We start from the raw sequence: 18831 nt of genomic DNA, 5'->3' as shown, positions 1-18831 counted from the left end.
AAAAGCTCCGGCATAACAGCCGGAGCTTTTTTGCGTCTGTTATTATTCGTTCGACACTCTCTTAAACGGCCACCAGTTCGCTGATCCGAATGTTTTTACCATAACCGGTATAAACAGCGGCAGCATCACAAGTGCGTATAAGAACAAACCGATTAAAATGATGGACGCAATCTGAAGCAGAGAAAGCATTCCGGAAGGCATCATTGCAGCGAACGTTCCTCCGAGAATAACAGCTGCTGAAATGATGACTGTCCCCATCTTTTTCATGGACATCAGCATGGCTTCGCCTACTGACAGATCGCGGTATTCATTAAAGCGGTCCATCAGGAAAATACTGTAGTCGACGCCAAGCGCAACAAGAATAACAAATCCAAAGAACGGAACAGCCCAGCTTATGCCCGTGTACTGAAGAATGTCTACAAATATCACTTCATTGATCGCCATCGATGTAAAGTAGGCCAAAACGAGTGAACCAATAATGTAGATTGGCATAATCAGAGAGCGGAACATAAAGATGAGAATAATAGAGATTCCTACAAGCATTAAAATAACTGTACGCGAGTAATCCTGGGCAGAAACAGCACTCAAATCTGCGTTCGTGCTTGTAATGCCGCCTACCGCCACATCTGCATTTTCAAGCTTTGTATCCTTTACAGCACGGCTTACAGCCTCTTTAATCTCGGGCACTTGTTCAATCGCTTCATTGGAATACGGGCTTGCTTCAAACACAACATCAAGCGTCATCGTTTTCCGGTCCTCAGACATGTAGGCATCAAGCGCCTGTGCAAATTCCTTGCTGTCAAGAACCTCCTCAGGGAGATAGAATCCATTTTGGTCCGAGGACTTGGAAAGGCCGGTCAAGTAATCCTGGGCAGAGCCGATTCCGTCTGATACTTGGTTAAGCCCGTCGGCGCTCTGATTTAAGCCGTCCGTCAGCTGACCCAGCTGGCCGCCAAGATCACCAAACCCGTCAAGCAGCTGCTTTTGACCGGAATTGACTTCTCCAAGCCCGTTTGCAAGCTTCGGCACATTTCCGGCAATCTGCCCCTGCCCGTCAGCAAGCTGATTCAGTCCCGCAAGCTGCTGATCAATACCTTTAATAAGAGCGTCGATGCCGCCAGGGAATTGTGCAAGGCCGTTGTTTGCCTGGGTGAAGCCTGTGTTTGCCTGGGTCATGCCGGCTGAGACCGCGGATAGCTTTCCGTTCAGCTCACTAAGACCGGGAGACAGTAAGTTGAGGGATTCTTTTGCTGTCGCAACTGTTCCTACAAGCGTTTGGTATCTAGTGTCGCTTTCTAAACTTTTCTTTGAATTACCTTCTTGCTTTGTATACTCCTGACCCAATGCAGAAAATTCATCACTATTTAAATTGTTGAAAGCTTGATTCAATGATGAAAGACCAGCTTCCAATTTTTTATAACCTGCAGTAAGATCGCCGAGTCCAGATCCAAATAACTTATAATTTGCCTCAAGCTCTTCATACCCTGCCGAAAGCTTTTCCAGCTCTGACTTCGTTTTCAAAAGCCCATCTTTGATTTGCGCCGAGCCGGCACTGCCCTGACGTATACCATCTTCAATTTTTACGAGATTTGACTGAACCTCATTTATCCCCGACTGGAGTTCAGACGTTCCCGAGATCAATCCGTTAATTCCTTCTGTTGCTTCATTCAGCTGCGGCTGCGATTTGGACAATTCGCTTCCGGCTTCGTTCAATCCTTTACTGATTTCATCAATTCCTTCTTTGCCGTCGCCGAGTCCATCACTCAGGTTTTCCGCCTGTTTGGCAACAAAGAAGTCTTCAATCGGCTCTCCCGCTGGGCGGGTAACGGACCGGACATTATCAACAAGGTCGACTTTTTCGACCTCCTGGCTGATTTTTTCGGCCAATGCTGCATATTCTGCTGAATCCATTTCCTCGTCATTTTGCATCACGATCTGTGTGGGCATTGATTCACCCGGGCCGAAGCTGTCAGCGATGGCATTAAATGCCTTGATCGAGGATACATCCCCGCTGATTTCTTCCAGAGAATCAAATGACAGTTCGCCGTCATAAACGGCCAGAAACGGAACACAGATGGCTGCAACAATCAGCAGGGAGAGCAGCGGACGGGCAAGCGAGAATCTTCCAAGGATGCTCCAAAGCCTGCTTTCACCATGTTCTGCTTTGCTTTTGGACGGCCAGAAGATCTTCCCGCCAAGCACGGCCATGAAAAACGGCACGATCGTAAATAACGCGATAAGCAGGACAGCCACACCGACTGCAACCGCCGATGCAGACTGATAGAGTTTAAACTGTGAAAACCCGATGGCAGCAAAGCCAATCATAACGGCAACACCGCTGAAAAAGACCGTCCGGCCCGCATTTTTATACGTTGCCACAATGGCATCAGTCACCGTCTCACTTGTGGCAAGTTCTTCTTTAAACCTGCTCAGAATCAAAATACAGTAGTCTGTTCCGATTCCAAAGAGAACGGCTACAAGGAATATTTGAGTGTAATTGGAAATAGGAAAATCCAATGAATCTACTAAAAACGAAACGATAGACTGTGAAGCAAGATAAGTAAAGCCCACCGCAAGAAGCGGGATAATAGGCGCGACGATGGATCTGAAGACGAGAAGTAGCACTGCGAGTATAAAGATCACCGTGATGCCCTCTGTCTTTTTCAGCCCTTCTTCAGAGCTCTTGATCAAATCTTCATTGATCATCCAGTTGCCAGTATAGTCATAATCAACGTTCACATCGCTGATTGCTTCATAGAGAGCATCTCTCACTTCTTCCGATTCGCGGTCGTTCCATGCGACATTGACAGATGCAAGAATTGCTTTCCCGTCTTTTGAGACAAGCTGCTCTTTGAGGCTTTCTTCGTTAAAATGGGTGAGAATTTCGGTTATACCGAGTTTATCTTCTTCTCTTTCAAGCCTGCGGATGGCCTTTTCCGCTTCGGAAATCTCTGATTTCGTCAGCTTTTTATCGCTGTAAAAGACTAGAGCCACCGAACTTGAATCTTCCCCGCCTTCTTCTTTTTGCACCTCATCAAGAATTTCAGATGCGTAGGAAGAGGAATAGCCCTCAGGTACATCAATCTGGCCCTTCTCCCGGACCAGGTCCGCCATGTTCGGAGCTGTAAACAGCAGTCCGGCAACCACAGCAATCCAAAGAATCAGGACAAGCCATTTTTGTTTAATAATCGTATTCACTCAGATTCCCCCGTATGCTTTTCTTTGTTTTCAAGCAGAAGTCTGTTCAGCTTTTCATAGGTTTCAATAAACTGCGTGATTTCTTCTGGATCAAATTTATTAATAAATGATTCCACAAGCGTATGTATGCGGTTTTCCGCTTTTTCAAACAGCTCATGTCCCTTATCAGACAGCGTTAAATAAACGACGCGGCGGTCGTTTTCATCGCGGTCGCGTTCAATCAGTCCCTTTTCATGAAGACGTGTAATGATGGCCGTTATGGCACTTTTTTTCACATTAAAAGCAGCTGCCAGTTCGGTGGATGTACAGGTCTTTGCCTGACTCATGTATCTCAGCATATAGTGCTGATCATTCGTCAGATCACTTCCGATCTGTTCTTTCACAAGCGTTTCCGCGATATTCGTCACAGAATAGGAAACCGCTATGTACCGGTCTACAAGCTCCGTTATCTTGCTGCATGACATGCTAGGTCCCTCCTTATTTATCAGGTTCGTCTTCTATCAAAAATAATAGTTCAACAATTTAACTTTTAACGTATTTAACTATATGGTTCCGAGTTAAAAAAGTCAATGAAGATTGTGTTAAGAATTTGAACAAAAAAAAGATCCTTAAAAAGGATCAAGTGACACTTCAAGCTGGAGATCCAGCGGCTCGCGCCTGTATATCTCCCGATTCAATTCTTTAGCAGGCACGCAGCCTGCTTTCCGGTAAAAATGCTGCGTTTCCGCGGATGGATGCGCGCCAATGTACAGTTTTTCAGCACCCATTTGTTTGGCATATGTGCAGGCAAGTTTAAAGAGCTCAAGACCTGTCCCTCTGCTCCGCGTCTCTTTTGAGACATGGATATATGACAGTTCAAGATAGTGCAGGCTTCTCCCGAACTTCTTTCCTTCAACCGCGGCAAAACCTATCAGGCGCTCTCCCAGGAAGGCGCCTATGACAGTGCCTCCACCCTGTTTGCATAGTTTGAGGGATTGAATGACTTCTTTCTTCTTTTCACGGTCCCAATCATCTGTAAAGGAATCTTCCTTTTCCCTCAATTGGCCGTTTTCTGCATACCATACACGCTCCGTTTTCTGATAACGGACAAAATGGTCAAGCAGGGCCGGTTTTACATCTTCTTCAAGAAGGCTTCTGTATAGGATGGACATGATCATTCCTCAATATTGTTTAATTTGTTCAGAAAAGGCAATGCTTGCTTTTCTTCTTGATTTTCTGATCTGCGAGCGCTCATCACCTGTTGCGAATAAGTATTTTTCCTCATCGGATTCCGGAAAGACAGCTGGAACTTCTTTTGGCCGGCCATTTTCGTCAAGTGAGACGAACGTGATGAAGCTTGTTGCTGCGACCTTTGATTTCCCGCTTTTTAAGTCTTCTGCCGTTACTTTTACAAACACTTCCATCGACGACCTTCCAGTAAACGTCACAAATGATTCAAGATGCACCGCATCTGCCGGACGAATCGGGTGCAGGAAATCAACCGAATCCATTGAGGCTGTGACGCATTCTGTTCTGCAGTGCTTGGATGCAGAAATGGACGCTACAACATCAATATAGGCCATCAGCTTTCCTCCAAACAGGGTCTGATGATTGTTAGTATCCGGAGGCAGCACGCGGTTTGTTTGAAAAACGCGTGATTCTGAGCATGGTTTTGGAGGCAGTTTAGCCATTGGTCAATCTCCTTTATGTAAAGAATTCTTTCTTTCAATCAGACCAAACCCAATACCTGCAGGGTCTGTTGCATAAGCAAGATAAAAATCGTCAAATTCCATTTTCTCTCTGACGATAACAGCTCCATTCCTTTTTGCAGCGGCAAGTGTCTGATCAATAGAATCTACTTCTATCTGGATTCTAGTTCCATGAGGAAAATCCTCCGGTCCTTTGCTGATTCCCCCGGTAATTTCAGCTGCACCCTGTCCAGTCTTTACTTCTCTATAGTCCCAAACCGGTTCCCCTGATTCCCATCCGAATACCGCTTCATAAAATGCTGCCGCTTTTTCCGGATGTTGGCTGCTTAATTCAAAACCGACCACTTTTCCCATATGATTGATTCCCCCTTTTCAATACCCATATTCTAACATATCTTCCGGCATCATATTGCCCGTAAAAAAGGTTTCAATCTTATTACATCTCGTTACAACTGCCCCATAAGGTTTCTTTTTCAATTCATTTCCTTTATAATGCGCACTAGATGATTTTTTTTAGAAAAAATTATACTTCTAGCTTAAAGGAAGGAGATCGATGATGAAAAAAATAATGTTTTCACTCATAACAGGTCTGATGGCCGTTGTTTTAGCCGCATGCGGAGGCAACGAAGAAAGCAAAGAGGCTAAAACGGAAGATAAAGTAAAAACAGCCGAAACCGATCAGCAGAAGGAACAGCAAAAGCAAATGGAAGAAATGCAGAAAAAATTAGAAAAACAGCAAGTGGATGAAAAGAAGACGGTCGCTCTCGTTAATGATGAAAAGATTCTTGGAAAAGACTACAACAGCGTCCTTCAGGCAACTCAAGGACAAATGCAGCAAATGGGCCAGGATCCAACGTCCAAGGAAGCTGCCGAACAAGTGAAAAAGCAGACGCTTGACAGCTTGGTAGGACAAACCCTTCTTATGCAGGAAGCCGACAAAAAAGGCTACAAAGCATCTGATGAAGACGTAAAAAAACAGCTTGATGAAACGAAAAAACAATTCAAAACAGAAAAAGAATTTGAAGCAGCACTCAAAAAATCAGGCATGGACATGAAAACTCTTGAGTCGCAGATTGCCGATGACATTAAATTCAGACAATATATCGAAAAAGAAGTGCCTGCAGGTGAAATCTCTGATGAAGAGATCCAAAAAACGTATGACCAGTACGCAGAGCAAGGAAAAGCAGCAAAACAGGAAGTACCTAAGCTTGAGGAAGTAAAACCGCAAATCGAGCAATCGCTCAAACAGCAAAAACAACAGGAGCTTCTGGCTCAAAAAGTGGAAGAACTTAAGAAAAATGCAAAGATTGATCTAAAGATTTAATGTAGAGACCCCCGCTGATCTGTCAGCGGGGGTTGTTTGGTGGTTAGACAGTTTCAAGGACCAGTTAGCCCGGTACGATTTGATTGACGGAAACTTTAAAGAACTAACCCAAGTTTTCCATGAAGGTATTCTTGAATAACTGAGAGGAATCAATGATTGCAGCCCCTTTTGAATGCATGTACTTTAAAGACTTCTCTTTCCTTGCATCACTTATGCTTGCAATTGCATCTTCTACAACTGCTGCAGTGAACCCCTTCCGGATGGAATCGAGTGCAGTTGCTGCTACACAGGCTTCTGCAAACAAACCAACAATAACTAAATGTTTTATTCTGTTAGCCGTTAAATAGGCAACAAGCTCCGGATTGCTTAGCGCACTCGATTTGTTTTTCGAAAAATAACAATTATTCACCCTCAGAAGCCTCTCATCCAGCTCAGCACCCTCGCTCCCTTTTAATGCTGATTTTTTCGTTAAAAAATTGGCTATGAATTGTTTTGGTACATATTCATTGCCAATATACACTACAGGTATTTTTTTATGATCAGCTTTCTTCACAATGTCATTTACATTCTCCAGCATCGGTTCTATTTGATGTGCTGCTGCGGGCATTCGAGCTTTTTGGCTGATAAAGCCCTTTTGAATATCAAGTACAAGTATAGCTGTATCCATTTCTTCGCTCTCCCTTGTTTGATTAGTGTCATCAAGTCAGGAGTTCCTCCGGCTTGATGGTTCTATTCTGCCGGATAAGTGCTATCAACCCTGTGATTTCTCCGCTTGAGGGTACCATTCTCCCGGATAAGTGCCATCAACTCTGTGTTTGCTCTGCTTGAGGGTTCCTTTCTCCCGGATAAGTGCCATCAACTCTGAGATCTCTCTGTTTGAGGGTTCCATTCTCCCGGATAAGTGCCATCAACTCTGTGTTTGCTCCGCTTGAGGGTTCTATTCTCCCGGATAAGTGCCATCAAGTCTGTGTTTGCTCTGCTTGAGGGTACCATTTTCCCGGATAAGTGCCATCAACTCTGAGATCCCTCTGCTTGAGGGTTCTATTCTCCCGGATAAGTGCCATCAACTCTGAGATTACTCTGTTTGAGGGTTCTATTCTTCCGGATAAGTGCCATCAACCTCCAAATCTCCCTGCTTGATGGCACTATTCAACTCCCCAATTTTCAACATCAATGAATCTGCTTTTCAAACAGCATATACCGGTCGCTGAACTTTGCCATTCTGCTTACCAGCAACAGATTAACAAGGAGCAGGCCAAGCCCGATTAAAAAGGTAACACCAGCTCCGACGAGAAAGAGTCCGCTTGCCTGGCCGGCCATCATTGCCACCACAGGCAGGACAATGACCCCGCCGATGTTCTGTGCTTCCTGATACGTCTTCACCCGTGAAGAGATCAGCACGTTCAGCAGGACTGTCAGCAGGGAAACCATCGGAGACAGCCAGAAAATAAGAACTAGCCAGTTGGCGGACGGGAAGATCATTTGTCCGTACAGCTGATAGCCGAGACTGTTGATAATAATCCCGCTTAGAACAAAACTTGCTAACGATACAAGCAGCGATGGCAAAAATGATCCAATGATCTTGCTCACAAACAGCGTTTTAACAGACACCGGTGAAAACAGCAGACTCTCAAGTGTTCTCCGCTCTTTTTCGCCAACAAAGCTGTTCGCTGCGACTACGCTTGCTGTAATAATCGGAACGAGCAGAAAAAGAGATGGAAGCATGTAATTTAGAAATAAAAAGACAAACTGCTGTTCAACAGTTTCAAAGGCAATGCTTTCCCGGTTCAGCTGGGTCATGAAGCTTGAGATCATCCTCTCCGCGTCACTCCCGGCAAGTTCCTCAAGATCCAAAAAGAGAGCGGCAGAAAGAATGGCTGCAGGGATGACGCTTGAAAAAAGAACAGGGATAATGATCAGTACGGCAAACAGATTCTTGCTCCGGATAATGTCTCTCAGGTCTTTTTTAATGATGGCCTTCATGATTGTTCTGTTCATTGTGCATCTCCCTTACTTTAAAATAGATGGCCTCGAGTCCGCTGTTTACCATCTCAGCTGAATAAATAGAATGCTTTTGTAAAAGTTCCCTCAGCAGCCCTGAAATGTGTTCTTTAGAAGGCAGAGTGAACACCGCTTCTCCCGGTTTCAGCTGGTCAAAAGGAAAACTGGCTGCATCCCTTTGTATCATAGCCGGCTCCGTTAACACCCTTACTTTGACATCCTTCAAGTATTTATCTGAAAGCTCAAATACCGTGCCCTGTTCAACAATCGTCCGGTTTTCAAGGAACGCAAAAGAGTCACAGACAGGTTCCAGCTGATGAAGAACATGGGAACAGATAATGATGGTTGTGCCTGTTTCTTTGTTATATTTTTTTAAATAGGAAAGGACCATCTTGATGCCGTCCGGGTCCAGTCCGTTTGTCGGCTCATCTAAGTAAAGAAGCTTTGGTTTATGCAGCAGTGCTTTCGCGAGAGCAAGGCGTTTTTTCATGCCTGTGCTGTAGGTTCCGGCCGGTTTGTCTTTATGTTCGGCAAGATCAAAAAGCTCAAGCAGCTCTGCCGTTCTCGCTTTTTCTTTTACGCCGTATAAATCAGCAAAAAAAGAGAGATTCTCCTGTCCGCTTAACTGGTGATATAGGCCGGCACTTTCTGTCACAACACCGGACAGCTTCCTGATTTCATCTCCGCTTGAGGCAGGATCATGGCCAAAAATGGAGATTTCACCTCTGTCAGGTTTGATGACGCCATTCATGATCCGGATAAACGTTGTCTTTCCCGCTCCGTTCGGACCGAGCAGCCCGATAATCCTGCCTTCTTCCGCTTTAAAATTCACATCATTCAGCACTGAGTGACTGCCGAACGATTTTGATGCACCCTTGACGTTAATCATATTTGTATATCTCCTTTTCTCCCATTAATAGAATAGCGGAATAAACAGCAGCTGCATGGAAATATGGGCAAACATATGAGAAATGATTGCGTATTCGAATCCTTTTTTCCAATAGAGATAACCGAAGAAAATTCCACCGATGCCATTAAGCAAAAAGCTTCTGAACACGATTAACCCTGTCAGCTCCCCGAACACGACGGATGTAAAGGGCAAATGCAGCGCAGCAAATCCCAAAGCAGCTATGAGGATGGCCGCCAAATAAACTGCCTTGTTATCTGTCTTTAGAATCTTGCGGAATCCCCAAACAAGAAAGGAGACAAAAAACAGGCGAAGAAGCGTTTCTTCAAAAACGCCTCCCCCTATTACACCCGCAGCCAAACCAAGCCATGAGAATTCGGGGCTGAACTCATTTAATTGAGGAATGCGGCTTTCAAAATAAAAACGATCCGAAGCAACAATAAGGAATCCTGTTATCACTCCAAAAAAGACTGCAAGCAAGAAAGGTTTACCCCCGAACGATTTCTTTTGCCCTTTTTCAAAAAAGGACTGCAGAATGTCAAACGAAAAACCCGTTTTCCGAGCAAGGTTAAACCCTGCCCAGGCTAACAGGAAACTCATAACAAACAGCTGCGCGGAAAAAGCCAGAGACGTAATCACCATCGGCATATCCGCTGTCATCTTCTCAAACTCGTTTTGCGGAAGCGCTGACTTTAAAGTCTCTAATTGGTAAGGCAGGAGCAAAAAACCTGCTCCAAAACAGATGACTCCAATAAACAATGCAAGCTTTACATCCAATTTTTTCATAAGAGATTCCCCCCAAATGACTTCTACTCAGGTATGACAATCGTTGCGATGTTTCTGCTTTTGCGTTCAGGTGAAGGCTCATTTTTCATTGCCTTCAAAATGATCTTCCCGATTTCTTGTGCCGTTTCCATATACTCCTCGTCTGAGAGGTGGACATTTGCCACCCTGTAGGTTACGCCGTCCTTTACCAGGTCAGGCTTTTCTTTCTCTAAATAATGTTCATACATCCCCATTAGGTGAGTGGTGAAATGCATAAACATCTGGAGATGCTCCTCTTTTGTGAGATTGAGCAAATCCTCATGGGACTGAATGGCTGGTTCATTCAGCGCATATACTTTCTCAACTGTTCCTCTAATTTGATTTTCCTGAACCACAGAAAGAATGTTTGCTTCAAGAAGCTTATTCAGATGTCTGTATAACGTAGCCTGTGGAACATCTTGAGTCCGTTCAGCCAGCTGATGCACCGTCATCGTCTTGCCATTTAAAAGGGACTGGACAATTTTTAACCGGACAGGATGAAGAATCAAGTCCATTTTTCTCTTCACTTAAAAACCCTCCAACTTTTATTATCACTTTTAATAATAATATACAAAGTGATAACATTCAACTGTTTTTTTCCAATTTTTATCTTTTTATTAAACTCTGAAACCCTTATAATGAAGAAAAAATGAAGAGAGATGAATCCGGTGAATTCTTTTTTCAGCACAGCCTATGATCAGAAATCCTTCTCGTTATTTTCTCCAGCTCATCTTGCAGGACTTGGTTTTCTGCTCCTGTTGCTTGCCGGTATGTATGCGATGCGGCATACACTCCTCCAAAAGGAATGGAATTTGGGGTTCAGACTTCTGCTTGCAGGGACCGGAGTGCTGTTTGAAGCCGCCTACCATATCTGGCTCCTTTGGAATGGAACGTGGAACGCCGCCTATACCCTGCCGCTTGAACTGTGCAGCATGAGTCTATTTTTGTGCATCATCCTGCTGATCACAAAAAACAGACGTATTTTTGAAATCGTGTATTTCATCGGAATTGCAGGCGCAGGACTTGCGCTCCTGACCCCTGAACTTAACTACAGCTTCCCACATCTCCGCTATTTCCATTTCTTCCTGACCCATTCCGTCATCATGATGACCTGCTTCTTTTTTGTATGGACGGAGGGATATGGGGTCACGTTCAAGTCGGTTTTTAAAACGATGGGCTTTCTGAATATAGCCGCTGTCTGTATCTTTTTCGTCAATCGCGCTCTTGGAGGAAATTATATGTTCCTCTCGCAAAAGCCTGTGAACCCGACACCGATTGATTTCCTCGGACCGTATCCGTGGTATCTTCTGTCTCTTGAGGCTGTTGCGTTTTGCCTGTTTGTGCTTCTTGTCCTTCCGTTTTACACTGAAAAAATGAAAGACAGCAAGGCAGAAAGATCTATGTAATCAAAAAAGAGAAGTGACCGAAATCACTTCTCTTCTGTATGCTTAAGCACATCCTCTATTACATCAAGCGCATCTTCTTCTGAAAAATCACTGCTCAATAAAAATTCAAAATTGTAAGATCCTCCCTCTGAATTGAAGGATACTAGAAGAAATTTATCTTCAAGTTTGTTGTATTGAACGTTTACACCATCCACAACCCTGCTCTCATCTTCATCTAAATCCAGCATATAAGAGCTGTAGGTAAGTCTGAATTTTGGTTCACCGCTGTAAGGACCGTAAAAAAGCTTGGAATCTGACGAGTCAGGTGACTTTTTCTCCTCTTTTTCCAGCTCCCCAATCTCAGATGCATAGGTTAGTTCCAGATCCTTCTTTCCGTTCTTTATTTCCGCCGGCGGGTAAAAAACTTCAGCATATACCACCGGATACTCACTGAACTCCGGGACATAGATGTCTATTCCGAATTCTTTTTGGATATCACTCTTAACGTCTTTCGGCACGGCATTCGCCTCAAGCGAACATCCTCCCGAAAGCAGTGCAGCAGCAATAACAAAAAATGCGCCAAGTTTTTTCATGTTACGTCCCCCTTTTTTTATGTAATACGCTCAGAGGGTTCCATAAGTTTCAATTTTTTAACATTTTTCAAATGTGTGCCTGTTGGTTAAGAACGCTCGCTTCGGTTTTTCTCTCCATCTCTTTTTTCACCAGAAAAAGAACCGGAATACCAGAAAGGGTCACAAGCATGAGGCAGCTGAAGACGGCCGCCGGACTGCTTATTCCATATGCATCAAGCAGGACACCGCCAATCCAGGGGCCGATGACATTTCCAAGCTGGGTAAAGCCCATGGCGCCAAAGTACGTTCCCTTCATTTCAGGGTTTGACAGTTCATCAATTAGGACGTCCATCATGGAAAAGAGCAGAACCTCTCCTACTGTAAACAAAATCACGACCAGTGCAATAAGCCAGATGCTGTGCGCGAATGCAAAACTGAACAGGCTGAGTCCGACAAGCAAGTTCCCTAGAATAATAGAGAAAATAGGCGGATGATTCTTGGCCACTCTTACAATCGGATATTGAATCAGCAGCACTGTGACGGCGTTTAGAGACAGCAGGATCGAAAATGTTTTAGCCCCGTCTTTAATGTCAGGCGACATCGCAAAAAATTGTGGCAGCGTCGAGGTCAGCTGGGAAAATCCGGTGATGCACAGGATGATGCCGACCAGGGACAGGAGCAGCAATTTATCTTTTCTTGTCACGTGCACGGCTTCTCTAAAAGATATCCGCGCAGCCTCCTTCGTTTCCGTTTTATGTGATGTTTTCATGAACGTAATCAGAAGGGAGAATCCGTACAGAGCATAGATAATCGCGGCTATAAAAAACGGCGACGTTGTTTTTGCCGAACCTAAATAAATGCCGAGCAGCGGCCCGAAAACGACTCCCACATTGATTGCAGCGTACCTTAAATTGAAGATAAGAAGCCTGTTTTTCTGTTCTGTCAGATCGGATAAAAGGGCTCTTGAAGTTGGCTCAAAGACGGAGCGGCATACTCCGTTCAGCGCATTCATAATGAAAAATGCGAGAACTGTATCTGCAGCGCCAAAGCCAATAAAGACGAAGACCCATCCGAAAATAGATGTGATCAGCACTTTTTTCCTGCCCAGTTTGTCTGACAGATATCCGCCGTAAAAACTTGATAAAATGCCGGCTAGCGAGCTTACGGCGATAATCGTCCCGGTCATAGCGGCCGATACGCCCTTCACCTGAGTTAAATAGATAGCTAAAAATGGAAGACTCATTGATGTGGCCATGCGCCCGAAAATGGTTCCGATCAGGATGTTCCAGCCGAGCGGATGAACGTGTTTAAGCTGCTTCATTTCTGTATCCTCCGTCCTGTAATAAGAGAAAGTTTACCACAATTTCACAGTTTTCGAATCCTTAAATGGAACGAAGAATCTCATTCTTAAGTAGGAGATTCTATGCCCAGTATCGAATCGTTCTGAGAAAGGGTTTTCATTTTTAAAGGAGGAATGAGGATGTCAGAACGTTATCCCGTATTAGAAGGAGCAGAACCATTTTACTTTGAAGGCAATTCGATCGGAATTCTCGTATCGCATGGATTTACCGGCTCCACCCAGAGCATGCGTCCTCTTGGCGAGGCATATGCGAAAGCCGGATACACCGTATGCGGTCCGAGGCTCAAAGGACATGGCACGCACTACGAGGAAATGGAAGGAACCACATATGAGGATTGGACCGCTTCTGTAGAAGAAGGCTACCAGTGGCTTAAAGACCGCTGCAGCACCATTTTCGTCACCGGCTTGTCCATGGGCGGCACCCTGACACTCTACCTTGCCCAAAAGCACCCGGAAATCAAAGCGATTATACCGATCAACGCAGCGGTCGACATCCCGACAATGGCAGGCGCCCAGCAGATTCAGGCCCGCTTTCTCGATGCCATCGGATCTGACATTAAGAATCCTGCCGTTACCGAGCTTGCTTACGATAAAACGCCTGTTCAATCCATAAAAGAAATTAATAAGCTTATGGCGCTTGTGAGACAAAACTTACATGAAATCAAATGCCCGGCACTCGTTTTTGTATCAACAGAAGACCACGTTGTTCCGCCGGATAACTCCAGACTCATCATGGATGAAATCTCTTCTGAGCATAAAAAAATGATTGTGCTTGAAAACAGCTACCATGTGGCAACACTTGACCATGATCAGCCAATCATCATTGATCAGACGCTTAAGTTTATCGAGCATGTATTGAATCAGACGGCTGTTTAGGAAGGCTGGATGTTGCGGGGAGCAGGCGGCTTTCGTGACTTTTTCCGGCTTAAGGATTAGATCATGCTTTAGGACCCTTCAGTAGGCTTGAGCCGGATTGGAGGGTTTTTTCTTGTTGTTTTATGACACTTCACACTACTCTGGCTGGGCTAAAGGGGTATTTCACACTGGCTTATGACCCTTCGCATCGCTCTGGCCGGGCTGAAGGGTCAACACCTTCTTCCTTATGACCCTTCACATCACTACGGCTAGGCTGAAAGGTCATTTCTTACTTCCTTATGACCCTTCACATCATTACGGTTGCACTGAAGGGTCCATTCGCACTTACTTATAACCCTTCACATCACTACAGCTGCACTTAAGGGTCAATTCTCACTTACTTATAACCCTTCACATCACTCCGTCTGCACTAAAGGGTCAATTTCCACTTACTTATAACCCTTCACATCACTACAGCTGCACTAAAGGGTCATTTCTCACTTCTTTACAACCCTTCACATCATTCCAGCAGCACTGAAAGGTCAATTTCTCATTTCCTTATGGCCCTTACCATGGTTTGTACTCTTTTTTTATTGCCGTTTTCAGGAAGCAAACGGTACAATGAATGAATAGCAAGGGCGATTCGGGTATGATTACATTTAGGAGGATCTGCCTCTCTTAACAGAAGTCATTATTTTCAGTAGAAATTAAGATTCATAACAAAACAGAAATAGAGGTTTTGATGCATGGAATGGATATACAATTTTCTTTTTAGTGCTGTTTTTGCGGTTTACTTATTCATTAAAGCTCCGAAATACAATAAAAACAGGTGGCTGTGGGCCGTACTTGGTTATTTCTTTACCATTTTCGCTCTATGCGCTTTCTATATACGGACCGGCAGAAAAAAACTTGGTTGGATTCTCATAAGCATCATTGTGCTGCTGACTATTGTTGGAGCATTTCTTATCTTCGGGATCCTGTATTTTTTCGGATCGCTTAAAGGATAAAAACCAGCAAGCTCAATCATACCTGAGCTTGCTGGTTGCTTTTAAATCCACGCTCCTCCAGCGCCATAACTTTATAAATAACCCTCTCTTTCTCAAACCTTACCGCTTCTTTAAAGCCCGCTTTCTCATATACGCGTGAAGCCCTCTCATTAAAGGAGGCTACTGTCAGCCGCAGCGGGGTATTCGGAAAGCCTGCTCTTGCCTGATTGAGAATATAGGCAAAAAAAGCAGATCCCTGCCCTTTTCCGGTTAAGTGAGGATTCATGCCAAGTCCGATATCGATCATGTTTCCAGCATAGATTTGAGCCATATATCTGCTTGGAACCTGAGCCGTGATGCCGAAACAGAAAAAGCCCGCTGTCTCCCCCGCTTTGTTCTTCATTGCATAGTAGGGATGTGTAAGCATTCCATGAATGTTCTCTTCGCTTACATCCATATTATAAAAGTCATACGGTGCCTCATAGCGCCACCCCAGAATTTCAGCAGCCGTCTGGCGGTCCACTTTTTCAATAAAAACATCCATATTCCGCTTCCCCCGTCCGAACTCTTGGTTTTATGAAGTTCTTATACCATCAGTCTATTTTACTCATTAACAGAGAATGCCGGACACTGTATGAAAAGCGAAAAGACCAGCCGTTTTCCGGTTGGTCTTTTCGCCTGACTCTTAATGCTCTTTAAATACCGGCTCCATTTCAAATGAAAAGCTGATACTTTTCTCATTCACCTGATAGTTTTCAGCAAGCGCAGGCCCGCATGCTCCCGAGCCGACACCGCTCATTTTGTAATCAATATACACCCATGTTCTGCTGTTGTCTTCTTGTAATTGATGATCATGTGAAGTGGCCGTCAACTCTGCAAGAGCATACCTGGAAACATTAAATGAAAAGCCTTCGTCTGAAGAAAACTTCATCCCCATCCCAAGTTCATTGGACACAATCGCCCAGTCTGTTCCGTACCGTGAGCCGTTCTCCTGCGGAAAAATGTAATGTTCTTGCAAGTCTTGAACGGTTGTGAGATACCTGCCTTTCCGTACGGATGACTTCATATCGACATAGCTTTCGTGCGGTCCGTATCCGAAATACTCCACTTCATCATTTCCTTTTGGCATCGGGATTTCAAGACCGAATCTCGGAAGATAAGGAACTGCACCGTTTACATCAGCCTGGCAGGTAACGGCAATGGCTCCGCTGCTGTGCACCTTCCAGTTTGCTGTTCCTTTTACCACCGGAAAACGGCTGAATGCACTTAATGAAAAATGGACCTGCAGTTCAATCAAGCTTTCATCTTCCTGCACAACTTCCGCCTTGTATGTGTGCATATTCAGCTTGTCAAAACCATGTTTCTTCCACTCTTGTAAAATTGGTGCATCATTATCAATCGGAGCTCTCCAAGCAGTAAAGGACGGAATTCCAGCAAGGCATTCATAGTCATTGAGCGACACTTTTTCAAATTGGCCGGATTCCAGATTGAAGACATAGGTGAAATCGAGACCTGAAATCACAAGGCTATTGCCGTTTTTTTCTGTTTTGAGAGGATGCTTTCCTGGTCGTTTTTCCGGTACCTGCCTGATGACCGGCAGGAGAAACTGTTCAAAACCGAGTTCATGGCCTTTCTCAGCCCATGGTGCTGTCTTTTTCTGAAGGAGGGAAACTGTCAGGTAATAGCTGCTGACTGATGTTTCCGGAATGTCATAAGGAATCTGAATGACTTTTGACGCTTTCGGATGAAGGTCCAGATCATAAATGACATCCTGCTGAACCACTTCACCGTCCCGTTCCACCATCCATTGAATTTCATAGTCTGAGAGATTGGTAAAGTCGAACAGGTTCGTTACTTCAACCAATCTTTCTTCGGCGCTCTTCATTGTAAAACGGACCGGTTTATACACGGCCTTTATTTCCTTCAGGCCGGTTGAAGGGGTTCTGTCCGGCTTAACGAGTCCATCGATGCAGAAATTTCCGTCATGAATGGGTTCGCCGAAATCCCCGCCATAGGCATACGACACGTTTCCGCTGTCATCTGTCCTGCTGATTCCATGGTCATTCCATTCCCAGATGCAGCCGCCCATAAGCTTTGGATACCTGTAAATCAGCTCCCAGTAGTCAGCCGCATCTCCCGGCCCGTTTCCCATGGCATGCGAGTATTCACATAGGAACATCGGCTTTGTCTTGTTTTCATTATTGGCATAGTCCTCTACATACTGAAGAGTCGGGTACATTCTGCTTTCCATATCAAGGGCTTCTGTATTTTCATGCCCTTTGTATCCTTCTGCCGCACTTTCGTAATGAGTGAGTCTTGTAGTATCTCTTTTCTTCGTCCATTCCGCCATTTTGATATGATTGATTCCGTATCCTGCCTCATTTCCGAGTGACCAAATGATGACAGAAGGATTGTTTTTATCTCTCTCGACCAGCCTTTCCATACGGTCCAAAAAGGCAGCCTGCCAGTCCTCCTGTTTACTGAGCCAGTGAATATCGCCCGCTTCTCCTGCACCATGGCATTCAAGATCCGCTTCATCAATAACATAAAAACCAAGCTGGTCGCAAAGGGTCAAAAATCTTGGATCATTCGGATAATGCGAAGCTCTGACAGTGTTCATATTATGTTTTTTCATGAGCAGCAAATCTTTTTTCATATGATTCAGAGGAATTGTATGGCCTAGTTTCGGATGAGAATCATGGCGGTTCACACCCTTTAATTTGACTGCTTCATTATTAATCTTAAAGACTCCGTCTTCAACCGTGATCCGCCGGAATCCAATATGAAAATGGAGGACCTCTTCTCCGCTCTTCACATAAAGATCATACAGGACAGGATGTTCAGCATTCCAGAGAGCAGGACTGTCCACAGTCATGCTTAATGATTCAGTTCCATTTATTTCCCTGGCTATATGACCGACCGTTTCTCCTCTTTCATCTTTCAGCAGAACCTCTGCATGGCAGCTTCCCTTCGCGGTAAGATCGATTTGAAGCTCTCCCTGAGTAAGGTCTTCAGACAAGACAGCCCTGTTGAACACATCCTCTATGCGGATTGCATCCCGGCTGAGCAAGTAGACGTCTCTGAAGATCCCGGTATATCTCCACATATCCTGATCTTCAAGATAACTTCCGTCGCCCCACTTCAGGACAACGGCAGTCAGTCTGTTTTTTCCATCTTTCAGATAAGGAGTGATGTTGAATTCGGCAGGCATTCTGCTTCCCTGGCTGTATCCGGCAAATTGCCCGTTTACATATAAATAGAAGCAGGCGCTGACTCCTTCAAAAACGATGAATTGTTCCTTGCGTTCACTGAGGTCAGATATCTGAATGTCCTTTACGTAAACTCCCGCCGGATTCTCATTCGGAACGTGCGGCGGATCAAACGGAAAAGGGTACCTGACGTTTACATACTGCATCTGATCATAGCCGTTTGTCTGCCAGCATGAAGGAACCAGCAGGCGGTCCCAGCCCGAAACATCTACTTCGTTTGAAACATGCTTATCATTAATGTCATTAACATTGGAAAAATAACTGAATTTCCATTCCCCATTTAAAAGGCGGAAGTGATCTGAAAGCTGGCGATTTCTGCTTTTCGCGCTCTCGTCATGGCAGGGTATGTAATACGCTCTCGGTTTTTCACGGTTTATCTGAAGGATTTGAGGGTTTTCCCATACTTTTTCAAGGGTCATATTAGATGCCTCTTTCTGCTGTATTTTTAATTGACTGAAAAGAGCTATCCCCGTTATCAGCAG

The 18831-nt window shown here is 44.6% G+C and carries 18 protein-coding genes; 4 read left to right on the top strand and 14 right to left on the bottom strand.

Going from position 1 to position 18831, the window contains the following annotated elements:
* Positions 1-42: 42 nt before the first annotated feature.
* From ACK1LH_RS05715 to ACK1LH_RS05695, 5 genes are all read right to left on the bottom strand, one after another.
* Entirely contained in the window at positions 43-3198 is a 3156-nt protein-coding gene (locus ACK1LH_RS05715; protein WP_411334692.1) for an MMPL family transporter, read from the bottom strand.
* Positions 3195-3662 carry a MarR family winged helix-turn-helix transcriptional regulator gene (locus tag ACK1LH_RS05710; RefSeq protein WP_411334691.1) on the bottom strand — a complete coding sequence of 156 codons (468 nt, stop codon included), beginning with the start codon at positions 3660-3662 and terminating at the stop codon, positions 3195-3197. The genes ACK1LH_RS05715 and ACK1LH_RS05710 overlap by 4 nt, the downstream gene beginning before the upstream one ends.
* Before the next feature lie 144 nt (positions 3663-3806).
* Positions 3807-4349, bottom strand: a complete 543-nt coding sequence (locus ACK1LH_RS05705) for a GNAT family N-acetyltransferase (RefSeq protein ID WP_411334690.1) — start codon at positions 4347-4349, stop codon at positions 3807-3809.
* A gap of 9 nt (positions 4350-4358) precedes the next feature.
* The gene (locus ACK1LH_RS05700) at positions 4359-4868 is read right to left on the bottom strand and encodes an acyl-CoA thioesterase (protein ID WP_029282397.1); all 510 of its coding nucleotides are present in this window, start codon (positions 4866-4868) and stop codon (positions 4359-4361) included.
* A 3-nt stretch (positions 4869-4871) separates the two neighbouring features.
* A complete protein-coding gene (locus ACK1LH_RS05695) occupies positions 4872-5240 on the bottom strand; it encodes a VOC family protein (RefSeq protein ID WP_282034879.1) in 369 nt (122 codons plus the stop codon).
* Positions 5241-5442: 202 nt separating this feature from the next.
* Here ACK1LH_RS05695 and ACK1LH_RS05690 point away from each other — a divergent pair, with 202 nt between their 5' ends.
* On the top strand, positions 5443-6210 hold the full coding sequence (locus ACK1LH_RS05690) for a SurA N-terminal domain-containing protein (protein WP_411334689.1): 768 nt from the start codon (positions 5443-5445) through the stop codon (positions 6208-6210).
* 103 nt (positions 6211-6313) lie between these two features.
* Here the strand turns inward: ACK1LH_RS05690 and ACK1LH_RS05685 are convergent, their stop codons facing one another.
* The 5 genes from ACK1LH_RS05685 to ACK1LH_RS05665 form a co-directional block, all read right to left on the bottom strand.
* Positions 6314-6877 (bottom strand): cysteine hydrolase family protein, encoded by a 564-nt coding sequence (locus tag ACK1LH_RS05685; RefSeq protein WP_411334688.1) that lies wholly within the window; start codon positions 6875-6877, stop codon positions 6314-6316.
* 503 nt (positions 6878-7380) lie between these two features.
* Complete coding sequence (locus tag ACK1LH_RS05680) at positions 7381-8208, bottom strand: ABC transporter permease subunit (RefSeq protein WP_411334687.1); 828 nt, start codon at positions 8206-8208, stop codon at positions 7381-7383.
* On the bottom strand, positions 8177-9100 hold the full coding sequence (locus tag ACK1LH_RS05675; protein WP_411334686.1) for an ABC transporter ATP-binding protein: 924 nt from the start codon (positions 9098-9100) through the stop codon (positions 8177-8179). The genes ACK1LH_RS05680 and ACK1LH_RS05675 overlap by 32 nt, the downstream gene beginning before the upstream one ends.
* Before the next feature lie 24 nt (positions 9101-9124).
* A complete protein-coding gene (locus tag ACK1LH_RS05670; protein WP_411334685.1) occupies positions 9125-9904 on the bottom strand; it encodes a CPBP family intramembrane glutamic endopeptidase in 780 nt (259 codons plus the stop codon).
* Between the two features lie 23 nt (positions 9905-9927).
* On the bottom strand, positions 9928-10449 hold the full coding sequence (locus ACK1LH_RS05665; protein WP_411334684.1) for a helix-turn-helix domain-containing protein: 522 nt from the start codon (positions 10447-10449) through the stop codon (positions 9928-9930).
* 141 nt (positions 10450-10590) lie between these two features.
* On the opposite strand from ACK1LH_RS05665, the gene ACK1LH_RS05660 reads away from it, so the two are divergent.
* Positions 10591-11328, top strand: coding sequence for a TIGR02206 family membrane protein (locus ACK1LH_RS05660; RefSeq protein ID WP_411334683.1), 738 nt, complete (start codon positions 10591-10593; stop codon positions 11326-11328).
* A gap of 23 nt (positions 11329-11351) precedes the next feature.
* Here ACK1LH_RS05660 and ACK1LH_RS05655 read toward each other — a convergent pair whose 3' ends face one another.
* Both ACK1LH_RS05655 and ACK1LH_RS05650 read right to left on the bottom strand, forming a co-directional pair.
* Positions 11352-11900: a hypothetical protein gene (locus ACK1LH_RS05655; protein ID WP_029565204.1), complete on the bottom strand. Its 549-nt coding sequence runs from the start codon at positions 11898-11900 to the stop codon at positions 11352-11354.
* 67 nt (positions 11901-11967) lie between these two features.
* Positions 11968-13200: an MDR family MFS transporter gene (locus tag ACK1LH_RS05650; protein WP_411334682.1), complete on the bottom strand. Its 1233-nt coding sequence runs from the start codon at positions 13198-13200 to the stop codon at positions 11968-11970.
* Positions 13201-13359: 159 nt separating this feature from the next.
* Here ACK1LH_RS05650 and ACK1LH_RS05645 point away from each other — a divergent pair, with 159 nt between their 5' ends.
* Both ACK1LH_RS05645 and ACK1LH_RS05640 read left to right on the top strand, forming a co-directional pair.
* Positions 13360-14115: an alpha/beta hydrolase gene (locus ACK1LH_RS05645; protein ID WP_029282418.1), complete on the top strand. Its 756-nt coding sequence runs from the start codon at positions 13360-13362 to the stop codon at positions 14113-14115.
* A 725-nt stretch (positions 14116-14840) separates the two neighbouring features.
* The gene (locus ACK1LH_RS05640) at positions 14841-15101 is read left to right on the top strand and encodes a hypothetical protein (RefSeq protein ID WP_411334681.1); all 261 of its coding nucleotides are present in this window, start codon (positions 14841-14843) and stop codon (positions 15099-15101) included.
* 16 nt (positions 15102-15117) lie between these two features.
* Here the strand turns inward: ACK1LH_RS05640 and ACK1LH_RS05635 are convergent, their stop codons facing one another.
* Together ACK1LH_RS05635 and ACK1LH_RS05630 are read right to left on the bottom strand one after the other, a co-directional pair.
* On the bottom strand, positions 15118-15624 hold the full coding sequence (locus ACK1LH_RS05635) for a GNAT family N-acetyltransferase (RefSeq protein WP_411334680.1): 507 nt from the start codon (positions 15622-15624) through the stop codon (positions 15118-15120).
* Positions 15625-15765: 141 nt separating this feature from the next.
* Positions 15766-18768 (bottom strand): glycoside hydrolase family 2 TIM barrel-domain containing protein, encoded by a 3003-nt coding sequence (locus ACK1LH_RS05630; RefSeq protein ID WP_411334679.1) that lies wholly within the window; start codon positions 18766-18768, stop codon positions 15766-15768.
* Positions 18769-18831: the final 63 nt, after the last annotated feature.

The sequence above is a fragment of the Metabacillus indicus genome (assembly GCF_046603695.1).
Taxonomy (GTDB): Bacteria; Bacillota; Bacilli; order Bacillales; family Bacillaceae; genus Bacillus_P; species Bacillus_P indicus.
The sequence above is the reverse complement of the archived record's forward strand: the minus strand, read 5'-3'. Positions and strand labels throughout refer to the sequence as shown.